6 protein-coding genes are annotated in these 15,629 nt (G+C 63.7%); 3 read left to right on the top strand and 3 right to left on the bottom strand.

Features of this window, described 5'->3' with window-relative positions:
- Position 1: 1 nt before the first annotated feature.
- Together bufB and AC0VX3_RS05760 are read right to left on the bottom strand one after the other, a co-directional pair.
- Complete coding sequence (gene bufB, locus AC0VX3_RS05765; protein ID WP_475523914.1) at positions 2-898, bottom strand: MNIO family bufferin maturase; 897 nt, start codon at positions 896-898, stop codon at positions 2-4.
- A gap of 86 nt (positions 899-984) precedes the next feature.
- Positions 985-1,284, bottom strand: a complete 300-nt coding sequence (locus AC0VX3_RS05760; RefSeq protein ID WP_475523913.1) for a BufA1 family periplasmic bufferin-type metallophore — start codon at positions 1,282-1,284, stop codon at positions 985-987.
- Between the two features lie 595 nt (positions 1,285-1,879).
- Here AC0VX3_RS05760 and gltB point away from each other — a divergent pair.
- The 3 genes from gltB to AC0VX3_RS05745 all read left to right on the top strand — a co-directional run bounded on the left by gltB (position 1,880) and on the right by AC0VX3_RS05745 (position 14,126).
- Positions 1,880-6,622, top strand: coding sequence for a glutamate synthase large subunit (gene gltB / locus AC0VX3_RS05755; protein ID WP_475523912.1), 4,743 nt, complete (start codon positions 1,880-1,882; stop codon positions 6,620-6,622).
- An 88-nt stretch (positions 6,623-6,710) separates the two neighbouring features.
- Positions 6,711-8,141: a glutamate synthase subunit beta gene (locus AC0VX3_RS05750; RefSeq protein WP_475523911.1), complete on the top strand. Its 1,431-nt coding sequence runs from the start codon at positions 6,711-6,713 to the stop codon at positions 8,139-8,141.
- A gap of 477 nt (positions 8,142-8,618) precedes the next feature.
- The gene (locus AC0VX3_RS05745) at positions 8,619-14,126 is read left to right on the top strand and encodes an autotransporter domain-containing protein (protein WP_475523910.1); all 5,508 of its coding nucleotides are present in this window, start codon (positions 8,619-8,621) and stop codon (positions 14,124-14,126) included.
- Between the two features lie 160 nt (positions 14,127-14,286).
- Here the strand turns inward: AC0VX3_RS05745 and AC0VX3_RS05740 are convergent, their stop codons facing one another.
- Positions 14,287-15,588, bottom strand: a complete 1,302-nt coding sequence (locus AC0VX3_RS05740) for an SGNH/GDSL hydrolase family protein (RefSeq protein WP_475523909.1) — start codon at positions 15,586-15,588, stop codon at positions 14,287-14,289.
- Positions 15,589-15,629 lie beyond the last annotated feature (41 nt).

Raw genomic sequence — 15,629 nt, 5'->3', positions numbered from 1 at the left:
GTCAGCCCGTGCGCTTCAGGTGCCGGTCGGCGGCACCGGCAAGAACGCGCTCCGCGGCCTGCACTTCGGCCAGCAGTACTGGCCAGGCGGGCACGTCGTTGTCCCATTCGATCAAGGTCGGCAGCGGACCGTGCTGCCGGATGAGCCCGTCATAGAGCGCCCACACGGCTGCGTCGACTTCTCGGTCATGGGCGTCGATCAGCAGGGGGCGTCCCGCGTCATCCGTATCGGGGGCATGGCCGCCAAGGTGTATTTCACCGACCGCCTGCATCGGAAACTCCGCCAGATAATCTTCCGCCGACCGGCCATGGTTGGTACAGGACACGTGAACATTGTTCACGTCCAGTAGCAGACCGCAGCCGGTCCGGCGCGCGATTTCCTTCAGGAAATCAAGTTCGCTCATGGTGCTTTGTGCGAAGGCCACATATGTCGACGGATTTTCCAGCAGCATTTGCCGGCCGACCGTTTCCTGAACTTCGTCGACATGGTCGCACACCCTTTCGAGCGTGGCCTCGTCATAGGGGACAGGCAGCAAATCGTTGAAATAGGTGGTGTCGTGTGTCGACCAGGCCAGATGTTCGGAAAAAAGGCCCGGCTCATAGCGCTTGTTCAAAGCCGCGAGCCGCTGAAGATGCGCCTTGTCCAGCGGCTGCCCGCCGCCGATCGACAGGCCCACGCCGTGTAGGGACACCGGATAGTCCCGGCGGATCGCCTCCAGATTGCGGTGCGGCGCGCCGCCGGCGCCCATGTAGTTTTCCGCATGGACTTCGAAGAAGCCGATCTCGGGCCGGGTCTCCTGAACAGCGCGGACATGCTCGCCCTTCAGGCCCGCGCCCGCTTTGGCGGCAATGGCCGCGGCGGTGCGTGTCGCGGTGTCTGGCTGAGGCTCGGCATGCATTTGGGGGCTCCGGGGCGGAAGCGGGGTGTCGGGCAGGCGGCAATCGATCCGCCTGCCAGAAAAACGGGCCGCGATAGCGGCCGGGATCAGGCCTTCGGCAGATCGCGGTCAAGGGCGGTCAGGGAGCCGTGGCGGCCGTCCGGCACGTCCATGGTCGTGCAGGAGCCCTTGGGAACCAGCGTCCAGGCGTTGCCCTGATAATCGATGGTGGAGGTTCCGGCACAGGTGGTGCCCGGACCCGCCGCACAATCGTTCTGGCCCTTCAGCGACACACCGTAGCATTTTTCCTTTGCCTGGGCGTGCGCCGGCACGGTCGTGGAGATTCCGGCAATGGCGGTTGCAACGGCACCTGCCACGATTGCGGCGGACATAGCCTTGTGCTTCATATCTAACTCCTCTGGTGGAACCTACATTTTGACGCCGACTGCCACTCGTTTCCGACGGCGCGGCATACACTTTAAATGAGCGTATTGCCGATAAATAGGAAATCAAACGGCTGTGACTGTTTTGCGAGCATAAGGATGCAAAGATTAACAAACGCAACAATCTTACCAAAAATCTGCCGGAAATGACTGTTACGGACGAATGGAACTTTTCGCGCGAAACTATTATAATACGCCGAAGCAGAAACACACTTGCCCACGCCGGTTAAATCTGTCATGTTCGCGCCGCTTGCAATAGGACAGGGATACTGTCCCAATTGCTGCGCGATGCCGGTGCGGCCATGAGGTCACGGCAGGCGCGGCGGGCGGGCCGACCAGTCGGCGGATCCGGGGAGGATCCGGACGAAGGCGAGACGATTTGTTTCGGCAGCGGTGCAACCGCTGCGTCAATGCGGCGGTTTGTTTTCACGGACCGACGCTGTAGATACAATTACAGAGCCGGGGCATTATGAGCCAGGGTTCGCCGAGCCGCATTCTTGAAGGAATGCGACCCGAACGGAACCGGACGCTTCGAACCTCGACGACACTGGGGTAAACAGTGAGGGCGCACATGACGAGAACAGAGCTGACGACCAGCACAGCCATGCAGGCCGGGGGGGCGACGCTGACGCCCGCCATCCCTACACCGCTTGCAGAACGACTGGGCACGGCCGCCGACAAAGGGCTCTACGATCCGTCGCGCGAACACGATGCCTGCGGTGTCGGCTTTGTCGCCCACATGAAGGGCGAAAAGTCCCACAAGATCATTGCCGACGGACTGCAGGTGCTTGAGAACCTGACCCACCGCGGCGCGGTCGGCGCCGACCCGCTGATGGGCGACGGAGCCGGCATGCTGGTCCAGATCCCGCACGCTTTCTTCGCCGAGGAGATGGCAAAGGCCGGCACCTCCCTGCCGGACGCCGGCGACTATGGTGTCGGCTTCATATTCATGCCGCAGGATGAGGCTCTACGCGCGAAATGCGAAGAGATCATCGAGCGCATCATGGAAGAGGAAGACAAGGAGCTGATCGGCTGGCGCGACGTGCCGGTGGACAATTCCTCCCTCTCCAAGGCGCCGGACATCGCCGCCACCGAACCGGTTTCCCGCCAGATCTTCATCAAAAAGTCCAGCGGCGATCAGGATGATTTCGAGCGCCGTCTCTATGTCCTGCGCAAGGTGATTTCCAACCGGGTTCGCGCCGAGACCGACGCGGTCGCCAAGGGCTTTTACATCGTCTCCCTGTCGAGTCGCACCATCGTCTACAAGGGCATGTTCCTGGCCTACCAGCTCGGTGCCTATTACGCCGACCTGAGCGACCCGCGTTTCACGTCCGCGCTGGCCCTGGTGCACCAGCGTTTCTCGACCAACACCTTCCCGTCCTGGGACCTGTCCCATCCCTACCGGATGGTCGCCCACAACGGTGAGATCAACACCCTGCGCGGCAACGTCAACTGGATGGCCGCCCGTCAGGCGTCCGTGTCCTCGGCGCTTCTGGGCGACGACATCTCCAGGCTCTGGCCGATCTCCTACGAAGGCCAGTCGGACACCGCCTGTTTCGACAACGCGCTGGAATTCCTGGTCATGGGCGGCTACTCGCTGGCCCATGCGGCGATGATGCTGATCCCGGAAGCCTGGGCGGGCAATCCGCTGATGGACGACAACCGCCGCGCCTTTTACGAATATCACGCCGCCCTGATGGAACCGTGGGACGGCCCCGCCGCCGTCGCCTTCACGGATGGCCGCCAGATCGGCGCGACGCTCGATCGAAACGGCCTGCGGCCGGCCCGCTACATCGTCACGGACGACGATTTTGTCATCATGTCCTCCGAAGTCGGCGTGCTGCCGGTTGAGGAAAAGCGCATCATTCGCAAATGGCGCCTGCAGCCCGGCAGAATGCTCCTGATCGACCTGGAGGAAGGCCGCATCGTCTCCGACGACGAGATCAAGCGCCAGCTGTCCACCGCCAATCCCTACAAGGACTGGCTGCACCGCTCCCAGATCGTCCTTGAGGATCTTCCGGGCGTGCGCCAGCGCGCACCGGTCGCGGGCGAAAGCCTGCTCGACCGTCAGCAGGCCTTCGGCTACACCCAGGAAGACATCAAGCTTCTGATGACGCCAATGGCCACCGTCGGCCAGGAAGCCATCGGTTCCATGGGCACCGACACGCCGATCTCGGCGCTGTCGGACAAGTCCAAGCTGCTGTACACCTACTTCAAGCAGAACTTCGCCCAGGTCACCAATCCGCCGATCGATCCGATCCGCGAGGAACTGGTGATGAGCCTGGTCTCCTTCATCGGCCCGCGCCCGAACCTGTTCGATCTGGAAGGCATGTCGACCTCCAAGCGTCTGGAAGTGCGCCAGCCGATCCTCACCAACGAGGACCTGGAGAAGATCCGCGCCATCGGCGACATCGCCGACAACCAGTTCTCCGCCAAGACGCTCGACACCACCTACAATGCCGAAAAGGGTGCCGGCGGCATGGAAGGCGCGCTGGAGGAATTGTGCCAGCGGGCCGAGAGAGCCGTTCGCGACGGCTACAACATCATCATCCTGTCCGACCGGCTGATAAACCGGTCCCGCATTGCCATTCCTGCCCTGCTGGCAACCGCCGCCGTTCATCATCACCTGATCCGCAAGGGCCTCAGGACCTCGGTCGGCCTCGTCGTGGAAACCGGCGAAGCCCGCGAGATTCACCACTTCTGTGTTCTGGCAGGGTTCGGCGCCGAGGCGATCAATCCCTACCTCGCCTTCGAGACGCTGCTGTCCATGCATATGGAAATGGACTTCCCGGAGCAGGTCGACCAGTTCGAGGTGGTCACGCGCTACATCAAGTCGATCGACAAGGGCATCCTGAAAGTCATGTCCAAGATGGGCATCTCGACCTATCAGTCCTATTGCGGCGCCCAGATCTTCGACGCGGTCGGCCTGTCATCGGAGCTGGTGAAGAAGTATTTCTTCGGCACGGCCACGATGATCGAGGGCATCGGCCTTGCCGAAGTCGCGGAAGAAACCGTTCAGCGTCACGAGGAAGCTTTCGGCAACGTCGCGATCCTGCGCCGGTCCCTGGAAATCGGCGGCGAATACGCCTACCGCACCCGCGGCGAAAGCCACATGTGGACGCCCGATTCCATCGCGACCCTGCAGCACGCGGTGCGCTCGAACCTGCCGGACATGTACCGGGCCTTCGCCAAACATGTCACCGAGGAAAGCGGCCGCTACACGATCCGCGGCCTGTTCCGGATCAAGTCGGCCGAGGAAATCGGCCGCTCGCCGATCGATCTGGACCAGGTCGAGCCGGCGGAAAGCATCGTCAAGCGGTTCGTCACCGGCGCCATGTCCTTCGGCTCCATCTCCCGCGAGGCCCACTCGACGCTGGCCATCGCCATGAACCGGATCGGCGGCAAGTCGAACACCGGTGAAGGCGGTGAGGAACCGGAGCGTTTCAACCCGCTGCCGGACGGCTCATCGAACCCGATGCGGTCCGCCATCAAGCAGGTGGCGTCCGGCCGCTTCGGCGTGACAACCGAATATCTGGTCAATTCCGACATGATCCAGATCAAGGTCGCCCAGGGCGCAAAGCCCGGAGAAGGCGGCCAGTTGCCCGGCCACAAGGTGGACGCGGTCATCGCCAAGGTGCGTCACTCCACACCCGGCGTCGGCCTGATCTCGCCGCCGCCGCACCACGACATCTATTCGATCGAGGATCTGGCGCAGCTGATCTACGATCTGAAGAACGTCAATCCGCAGGCCGACATCTCGGTCAAGCTGGTCTCCGAAGTCGGTGTCGGCACGGTCGCGGCAGGTGTTGCCAAGGCCCGCGCCGACCACATCACCGTGTCCGGTTACGACGGCGGCACCGGCGCCTCGCCGCTGACCTCCATCAAGCATGCCGGCAGCCCCTGGGAAATCGGCCTTGCCGAAACCCAGCAGACACTGGTTCTGAACGGATTGCGCTCGCGGATTGCGCTGCAGGTCGACGGCGGCCTGCGCACCGGCCGCGACGTCATTGTCGGCGCCCTGCTCGGCGCCGATGAATTCGGCTTCTCCACCGCGCCCCTGATCGCGGCGGGCTGCCTGATGATGCGCAAGTGTCACCTGAACACCTGCCCGGTCGGCATCGCCACCCAGGATCCGGTCCTGCGCAAGCGCTTCAAGGGCACGCCGGAGCACGTCATCAACTACTTCTTCTACGTTGCCGAGGAAGTCCGCGAACTGATGGCCGGTCTCGGCATCGCCGACCTGAACGACCTGATCGGCCGCTCCGACTTCCTCGACAAGGAAGCCGCGCTCGACCACTGGAAGGCCAGGGGCCTCGACTTCTCCCGGATCTTCTTCCAGTCGGAAGCCGCTCCGGAGAAAACCCGCTGGACCGAGCGTCAGGATCACCCGATCGCGGACATCCTCGACCGGCGCCTGATCGCCGCCGCGAAACCGGCTCTGGACAGCAGGGAGCCGACGGTCATCGAGGAAACCATCTGTTCGGTCGATCGGTCCGTCGGCGCCATGCTGTCCGGCGAGATCGCCAGGCGCTACGGCAACAAGGGCCTGAAGAAACCGGACACCCTGACGGTCAACCTCAAGGGAACCGCGGGGCAGGCCTTCGGTGCTTTCGTTGCCCGGGGGGTCACCATGAACCTTTCCGGCGACGCCAACGATTATGTCGGCAAGGGCCTTGCCGGCGGCAAGCTGGTCGTCCGGCCGCCGGAAAATGCCCGGATCGTGCCTGAAGAGTCGATCATCGTCGGCAACACGGTGCTCTACGGCGCGACCGAGGGCGAATGCTACTTCCGCGGCGTCGCCGGGGAACGGTTCGCCGTGCGCAATTCCGGCGCTCTGGCCGTCGTCGAGGGTGTCGGCGACCATGGCTGCGAATACATGACCGGCGGCGTTGTCGTCGTCATCGGCCAGACCGGGCGCAACTTCGCGGCCGGCATGTCCGGCGGCATTGCCTATGTGCTCGACGAAGACGGCACGTTCGGCTCCCGCTGCAACCTGGCCATGGTCGAGCTGGAGCCGGTGACAGAAGAAGACGATCTTCTGGAGAAGCTGCACCACCATGGCGGCGACATCGAGCACAAGGGCCGCGTCGATCTTTCCTGCGACATGACCCGGCACGACGACGAGCGCCTGCGCCAGATGCTGACCAAACACGCGGACCTGACCGGTTCGACCAAGGCCGGCGCCATCCTTGACGACTGGACCGCCTACAGGCCGAAATTCGTCAAGGTCATGCCGGTCGAATACCGCCGCGCGCTGCGGGAAATGGAAGAGCAGCGCCTGGGAATGGTTGCTGCCGAATAATCCCGGCATCGGAACAACAGGGCTCTCGGCCGCGAGCGGCGGCCGATCGAGCCGCCTTGTGGACGCGAAAAGTTATAAGGAGGTCGCCTTGGGCAAGGTAACCGGTTTTTTGGAAATCGATCGGCAGGAACAGAAGTATCAGCCTGCCTCTGACCGTATCCGTCACTTCCGTGAGTTCACCATTCCGCTGAACGAACCGGAAGTCGTCAACCAGGCGGCGCGCTGCATGGATTGCGGCATTCCGTTCTGTCACGGCCCCGACGGCTGTCCGGTCAACAACCAGATCCCGGACTGGAACGACCTCGTCTATCAGGGCGACTGGGACATTGCCCTGCGCAATCTGCACTCCACCAACAATTTCCCCGAATTCACCGGCCGCATCTGCCCGGCCCCGTGCGAGGAAGCCTGTACGCTGAACCTGGAAGACGTTCCGGTGAACATCAAGAGCGTCGAACAGGCCATCGCCGACAAGGGCTGGGAACAGGGCTGGATCCTGCCCGAGCCATCCGCGACCAAGACCGGCAAGGCCGTTGCCATCATCGGCTCCGGCCCGGCCGGCATGGCTGCCGCCCAGCAGCTCGCGCGCGCCGGCCACACCGTCCATGTCTATGAGCGGGAAGCCAAGGCCGGCGGTCTGCTGCGCTACGGCATCCCCGACTTCAAGATGGAAAAGCATTACATCGACCGCCGCGTCACCCAGATGGAAGCCGAGGGCGTGACCTTTCACTACGGCGTCAATGTCGGTGCGACCGTCAGCCTGGAAGAACTCACGGCGCGCCATGACGCGGTGATCCTGTGCGCGGGCGCCGAACGTCCGCGTGATCCCGGTGTCGGCGGCATGGAGCTGGAAGGCTGCCACTGGGCGATGCCCTACCTGGTTCAGCAGAACCGCCGCGTCGGCGGCGAGCCGGCCGGCGACGACGCGCCGATCTGGGCAGGCGGCAAGCATGTCGTCGTCATCGGCGGCGGCGACACCGCTTCCGACTGCGTCGGCACCGCCTTCCGCCAGGGCGCGCTCTCCGTCACCCAGCTTGACATCCGGCCGATCCCGCCGCTGAAGGAAGACAAGATGGCGGTCTGGCCCTACTGGCCGACCAAGTTCCGCACCTCCTCCAGCCAGGCGGAAGGCGCGGAACGCGAATTCTCCGCCGCGACGCTGGCGCTGGTCGGCGAGGACGGCAAGGTCACCGGCGTCAAATGCGCCCGTGTCGACGAGAAGCGCCATCCGATCGAAGGCACCGAATTCATCCTGCGCGCCGATCTGGTGCTGGCCGCCATCGGCTTCTCCGGTCCCCTGCTGGAGACCTACATTGCCGAGGCTGGCGACGCCCTGGAGCTCGACGGCCGCACAAACGTCAAGGCCAACACGGACGACTACAAGACCTCGATCGACAACGTCTTTGCCGCCGGCAACGTCCGCAAGGGCCAGTCCCTGGTCGTCTGGGCCATCCGCGAAGGCCGCCAGGCCGCCCGCTCCGTCGACGAATTCCTGACCGGCGAGACCGACCTGCCGCGGTGATGCCGCCTATTCTCGGTTCCGACATTCTTCCCATCGCCCCGGCTTTCCGCCGGGGCATGAAGGGCTCGTGCGCGCCGTCGTAGACCAGTCGTCAGGATCGAGAGGTTCGCCTCGGGAAGCGGCTGGGGTCGCCCGGAAGGATCAAGATGGCTTGCGCTCAAGCGCATGTTCGGCATCCTGCTGCCTGAAACGCTGGCGGCCTGATGCTTTCGAAATCGACAAGTTTGAAAATATTCCGATTATTTCCCGGTTTTGCAGAAATCGGATAGCTAACGTCTCCCTCGTTTCTAAAATGCGCTCAAGAGTTTGGTGACTTGAGTCGGCGATTCCGTCACTCACGACCCTCGGCATCACCGCAGACTTATCGCGTACTTACAGGCCAAGATGTATCCGCTACCGAGCATACGCGCGCAGAAATTCTTCTTTCGCCGCCACACGTCAGTTGTTTCCTGTGCCCCGCCGCCTCGCTCCACTTTGATGCTGGCCACGGCGCTGACGGGCAGCCTTGCCCTTGCCCCTCCCCTGGCGACGCCCGCGCGGGCACAGAGCCTGACATGGGACACGACCACCGGAGACACCTCGGTCGTCGGCGGGTCGGGTACCTGGGACGGATCGGCGCAGACCTGGACGGACGACGCCGGTGCAACCAACCAGGCCTGGACAGCGGGTGCGCAAGCCATTTTCGGCGGCACAGCGGGAACCGTCACGGTCGACGGAGCGCAGAGCGTTGGCGGCCTGACCTTCAATTCGAGCGGTTACACGCTGACCGGTGACGCCCTCACCCTTACCGCAGGGGGCAATGAAATCAATGTCGCCACTGGGACCGCGACCCTCAATTTGCGCCCGTCCGATGGAGCAGGAGACGTCGGCATGCGCAAAACCGGCGGCGGCACGCTGGACCTGACGAATTTCACCGAAATATACGGGATGATCACCGTCGAAGAGGGAACACTGCGCACCACACAAGTCGCTGCATTAAATGGGACCGGCGACGGGGTCACCGTCAACAGCGGTGCAACCTTCGATGTCGCGGCGACCCAGTCCATCGATGATTTTGTCGGGAGCGGCACTACAGTAATTGCGACCGGACAGACGCTTTCGGTCGGAAGCAACTCGGTCGGTAGCACCGGTCTCTATTCCGGCGTCATTTCCGGAGCCGGCAACTTCGCGATTTCTGCGGCAAAAACGTTATCGGGTGACAATACCTTCACAGGTCAGCTGACTGTCAATACGGGGATGACAACGCTGACCGGTTCGCTGGCGACGGACAATATCGTCATCGAGGCGGGTAGTGCCTTCGGAGACGGCAATCTGAATGTGGCCGGCAACGGAGACGCCATCAGCGACACCGCTGTGATCGATAACAGAGGCGGTCTCACCCTGACCGGCAATGACGAAACCATCGGCGCGGTTTTCGGGGCGGGCGATATCAACCTGAATGACAACACGCTCACGACCGGCGATGCCGCCGACCGTGAGATCTCGGGTGTGGTCCAGGGCTCCGGCGGGCTGACCAAACAGGGCGCGGGCACGCTCACGCTCAGCGGCACCAACACCACCACCGGCACGTTGACCAACAATGCCGGCACGCTGGTCGCCGGGTCCTGGGCAGGCGATGTCGCCAACAATGCCACCTTCGACCTGACCGGCACTTCGACGATCGGCGGTACCTTCACCAACAACGCCGCCGGTTCGCTCACCAATTCCGGCGGCGGTACGGTGCAATTGACCGGGCTGACCACCTTCATCGGCGACGGGTCGATCGGCAGCGCAACCGGGTCGATCACGGTCAACACTCAGAACCTGACCTACCGGAACGGGCATTCCGAAACCGGAACCGTGATCTTCAACATTTCCGATACGATCACGGAAGAGCGGACTGCCGGACCGACCTGGTCCGGCACCGGCCACTCCACGAACTTCGCCACCGCCGCGGCGGGCGTCTTCACCACGGGCGGAGATTTCACCACCACCGGCACACTCACCCACGCCAGCAGCGCCGCGTTGACCGTCAGCGCCGGCGATACACTGAGGGCCTCCGCGGTGACCAATGCGAGCGGCTCGACCATCAACGTTCAGACCGGGGCCAGCCTGGTGGGGACAGGCAACACCGCCAACAATTCCGGCACGGTCAATGTCGCCGGCGGCGGGTCTCTGGTCGAACTGACGGGCGACTACAACAATCTCGCCGGAGGCATCGTCAATTTCAATGATGCGGGCGCCAAGACGTTCGATGTCCAGGCCGGCGTCATCACCAATGCGGGCACCCTGAATTTCAATGCCGGTTCCACGGCAGTCAATTCCGTCGGAGGCGCGATCCAGAACAGCGCAACGGGCGATATCAACATCGCCAACAGCGCAACGCTGAATGCCGCGGGCGACACGATCACCAACGCCGGCACGATCGACATGCTGGGTGGCTCTTCAGCTCTGACAGTCGACACGCTGACCAACGACAGCAGCGGGGTGGTCAACGCACGGGGGACGCTGACCGGGGCCGTGACCAACCAGGGCAGCGCCGATTTCAACATAACCGACGACCTGACCGGGGTGACCACCTTCACCAACACCGGGACGGCGACCTTCGACATCGGAAGCGGCACGACCAGTACGATCGGCAGCTTGACCAACACCACGACCGGCGGCTCGGGCACGACAGTCGCCAGTTCGGGAACGCTCACTGTCACCGGCACCATCGAGAACGGCCTTGCAAGCGGGGCCGCGGCTTCCGTCATCAGCAATGACTGGACCATAAGAAGCGACAGCATCCTCAACCACGCCGGCGCGACACTCAATTCCAACGCGGCCACGAGCGTTCTGGAGGCGACGGGCGGCGATCTGACCAACAACGGCACCATGAACGTGCGCGGACAGGTGAATGCGGCCACCCTCACCAACAGCGGCTCATCCGCGGTCTTCAACGTCACGGGAGCCACCGCGAGGTCCGGCACCGCTGCCTTCGTCAACGAGAACGGCGCAATACTCAGTATTTCCGGCGGCGTTTTCGACCGCACCAGCCTGAACAACACGTCCGGCGGCTCCGGTTCGACGCTGACGACGGCAGGCGTCCGGATCGTGGCCGGCGGCGCATTGACGGCTGCAACAGTTTCCAACTCCGGCTCCGGCACGCTCAACAACGCCGGAACCATCACCGGCAATGTCACCAACAGCGCAACGGTCCATTCGACCGGGGTGATCACCGGCAACGTGGCAAACACCGGTGTGATGCAACTCGAAGGGACACTGACCGGGTCCCTGACCAACAGCGGAACAGGGACGGTCACCCTCACCGGCAACCTGACCGGGGTCACCACGCTGACGCAGAACGGTACGGGGTCTCTGACCGTTTCCGGTGGTGCAACCCTGACAAACTCAAACGGCATCGTCGGCAGTCTGGGCGGCAGCGACGGGACCGTCACGGTAACCGGCACCGGCTCCACCTGGACGAACGCGTCGGCTCTCACCGTGGGCGATGCCGGTGCAGGGACTCTCACCCTGTCCGCAGGGGGCACAGTGAACGCCTCGGGCACGGTAACCCTTGCCAGCCAGGCCGGTTCGACCGGCACGCTGAACATCGGCGCGGCTTCCGGCGACGCAGCCGCGGCAGCTGGCACTTTTGCTCCGGGATCGATTGCCTTCGGGGCGGGTGACGGAGAGATCGTCTTCAATCACACGGACACGAATTACACATTCGATGCGGTCATCAGCGGCGGCGGATCGGTCAATGTCCTGTCCGGGACGACAAAACTGACGGGCACCAACAGCTTCACCGGCGGAACGACAGTCTCGGCCGGTACGCTGCAGGTCGGTGACGGTGGCACGAGCGGCAGCCTTTCCGGCGATATCGCCAACAACGGCGCTCTGATCTTCAACCGCTCCGATGCACTGAACTATGACGGCGTGATCTCCGGCACCGGCAGTCTCACCAAATCCGGTACCGGGACACTGATCCTTACCGGTACCAACACCCATACCGGCGGCACGACAATCTCGGCCGGTACGCTGCAGGTCGGTGATGGCGGCACGAGCGGCAGCCTCACCGGCGATGTTACCAACAACGGCACCCTGACCTTCAATCGCTCCGATGCGCTGAGTTATGACGGCGCCATCTCCGGCACCGGCAGTCTCACCAAATCCGGTACCGGGACACTGATCCTTGCCGGTACCAACACCCATACCGGCGGCACGACAATCTCGGCCGGTACGCTGCAGGTCGGTGATGGCGGCACGAGCGGCAGCCTTTCCGGCGATGTCGCCAACAACGGCACCCTGATCTTCAACCGCTCCGACGCACTGAGCTATGACGGCGTGATCTCCGGCACCGGCAGTCTCACCAAATCCGGTGCCGGGACACTGACCCTTACCGGCACCAACACCCATACCGGCGGCACGACGGTCACCAGCGGATTGCTGACGGTCAACGGCAGCACCGGCGCCATAACCTTGAACGGCGGCACACTCGGCGGCTCCGGCACCGTCGGTTCGGTCGTTGCGAAGTCCGGCAGCACCATTGCGCCGGGCAATTCCATCGGCACGTTGAATGTCAGCGGCGATACAAGTTTCGCCTCCGGCTCCACCTACTCCGTCGAGGTCGACAAGGACGGTAAATCCGACAAGATCGTTGCCACGGGCACAATTGCCATCGACAGCGGCGCGACCGTCAGCGTCTCGGCGGAAAACGGCACGGACGATGGCTCCGCTTATTCTGTCGCGACCACCTACACGGTGCTCACGGCAAACACAGCTGTCACCGGCACCTTCGGCTCGGTCACCGATACCTTCGCCTTCCTCGACTCGTCCCTCAGCTATGATGCCAACAACGTTTATCTGAAGCTGTTCCGCAACGATTTCTCATTCGCCTCCTCCGCCAGAACGCCGAACCAGCGTGCGACAGCCGGTGCTCTCGACACGCTCGGATCCGGCAATACGGTTTTTGACGCCGTGAGTGCGCTCAGCGAGGCCGATGCCCGCACCGCCTTCGACAGTCTCTCGGGCGAAGTCCACGCCTCCGTGAACACCCTGCTGACCCAGCAGAGCGGTCTCGCGCGCGATGCCGTCGGCGATCGCATCCGGACGGCCTTCGACAGCATCGCTTCCGGCGAGATGGAGATGATGGCGTTCAACGGAGAAGGCGAAGCGCCAACCGTCTCCGGCGACGGTGCCTTCGCCTGGGGACAGGCCTATGGCAACTGGGGCCGGAGCAACGGCGACGGCAATGCAGGCACCATGGACCATGTCAGCGGCGGCTTCTTCATGGGCGTGGACACCAGCCTCTTCGACGGCTGGCGCGGCGGCGTGATGGCGGGCTATGGCAACACCAGCTTCGATGTGGATGCCCGCGCATCGTCTGGCAGTACGGACAGTTATACGCTCGGCGTTTATGCCGGCAATCGGTTCGAGGCCCTGGGGGTGCACGTGGGGGCCAGCTATTCCTGGAATGATGTCTCCACCAGCCGGAGCGCGACCGCCGGAACGCTGCAAAACACGTTGAGCGCGGACTATTCCGCCGCCACCGCGCAGCTCTTCGGCGAAGCCGGGTTTACCGTCAATACAAAAGTTGCCCGGTTCGAGCCCTTCGCAGGCGCGTCCCTGATCCATCAACGCAACAACAGCTTCACCGAGACGGGCGGCGCGGCAGCGCTCTCCGTTGCCACCGCTTCGCAGACTCTCGGCATCACCAGCCTCGGCCTGCGCGCCGAGCAGCAAGTGGCTGCAGGCGACACTTTCACCGCCACCCTCACCGGCTCTCTCGCCTGGCAGCATGCCTTTGGCGATCTCGATGCCACTTCAATCATGCGTTTCGACTCCGGCGGCGATCCGTTCGAGATTTCGGGCCTGCCGCTGGACAGGGACGCCGCCCTGATCGAGGCGGGCCTCAACCTAGACTTCGGCAAAAACATCAACCTCACCGCCGGTTACAACGGCGATCTCGGCATCAATGCCCGAAATCATGCCTTCAGCGCCAGAATGGCCGCAAGGTTCTAGCTCTGGGGCAGTCAGAATCCCTGAAACGTGAGACCGCCATTGAGGGGCCATGTTTGTAGACGCCCATTTCGTCCTCGGGCTCGCGTATTTTGAGGCATCAGACGCGCGCCAGTCGCGGTTTCTGATCAGGTTGTTCCGGTGCTGACACCATTCAACCCCGTCACTGCCCGGATGGCTGCAAGGTCACCGAAATCCGGGAGTCGCCGTCGGCCCTACCGGACAGGAGGCCGTGCAGTGCAGGGTGGGAGGATGCGGGGGGAACGAAGGTGTCCTCGAGTGGCGGGGCCATGGTGCTCTCGGCCGGCGCCTCCTCCAGCGCCGAAGCCCCCTCAACCGGCAGCCGCGGGTCGTCGACGCGGCCGGTCATCGGCGGCAGGGGGTCTCCCCGGGCGAAGAAGCCGTAGGTCCGGCTGGCTGGATCTATCGCCTTGTCGTCCTCGCCGCCCAGAAGCAGGGATTCCGGCGAGGTCGTGCGGCCGGTCAGGACGATGAAGTTCGGATCGTCCTCGACGCCCTCGAAGGCAAGGCCGCCGTAGCCGCCGAGCAGACGCGACAGTTCCCGCTCGACGAAAAACGCGACCTTGCGGTAGCCGGCCCAGGTGAAATCGATCCGATCACCGGTTCTCAGCCGCGTGTTCTTGCCGTCCACATCCGGGCCATAGGACGAATAGCTGCCGTCTTCGGCCAGGAAGATGTCCCAGATATCCACATAGCGGACCCGCCGGTCCTGCGCGCCCGCCTTGAACAAGGAATTGAGCTGGGTGAAATCCGCGTTGACGAGCTCGTCATCGCTGGGAGGAAGGCCCGCCCAGATCAGCGGTTTCTTTTCCTGCCGGACCACCCGGACCAGCGCCGCGACCTTGTCGCGGTAGGTGTCCAGCCATTCGGCGGTCATGAACTCCACGGGCGGCTCGCCCGGAAAGGTCCTGCCGATATCCTGGCGCCCGATCATCACCACCACGGCTTTGACATCGGCGCCGCGGATTTTCGACAGCACCTGCGTCGCCCAGTCCGGCGGCGGCGCGCCGGTGAAGCCCGCCTTGTCCTCGGTCACCGGCTCCACGCGGATCTGCGGTTTTTCCGCGAGCGTGAATTTCAGCCCGTCGGCGACACCGCGCGCCATCCGGTCGCCGACCACCAGGATCAGGCCCGCATCCGGGTCCTTGGTCACAACCTCGAACCTGGGCGGTGTGCCGGCCGGCCGGACCACCTTCGGGGCCTTCTGTTGGGGCGCCTGCCGCTTGGAGCGCCGCTCGCCGCCGCCGAACAGGCGCTGCAGCGGCGCGAACGGGTTGAACCCGCGAAACGGGCCGTTCTGTGCAAGGATGATCTCTGCGTCGGGAGCCGATTGCGCGCTCACCGGCCCGCTCGGGACAGCCAGCAGCGCGATGCAGACGGCAGCCGCCAGCGGGAAACGGCAACGCGCCTTCATGTGTCGGCTATACGGCTTGTGTCTGCGCACACTCGGCTCCGGATGGAAAGGGTTCTCGCAGCCAGTCTATA

The organism is Roseibium sp. QJM3NY_11, from assembly GCF_056173175.1.
This window is presented reverse-complemented; position numbering and strand designations above follow the sequence as displayed.

Bases quoted from the DNA above. Each gene is read 5' to 3' on its own strand.
- bufB (WP_475523914.1), bottom strand. From the start codon at position 898: ATGCATGCCGAGCCTCAGCCAGACACCGCGACACGCACCGCCGCGGCC.
- AC0VX3_RS05760 (WP_475523913.1), bottom strand. From the start codon at position 1,284: ATGAAGCACAAGGCTATGTCCGCCGCAATCGTGGCAGGTGCCGTTGCA.
- AC0VX3_RS05745 (WP_475523910.1), top strand. From the start codon at position 8,619: ATGCTGGCCACGGCGCTGACGGGCAGCCTTGCCCTTGCCCCTCCCCTG.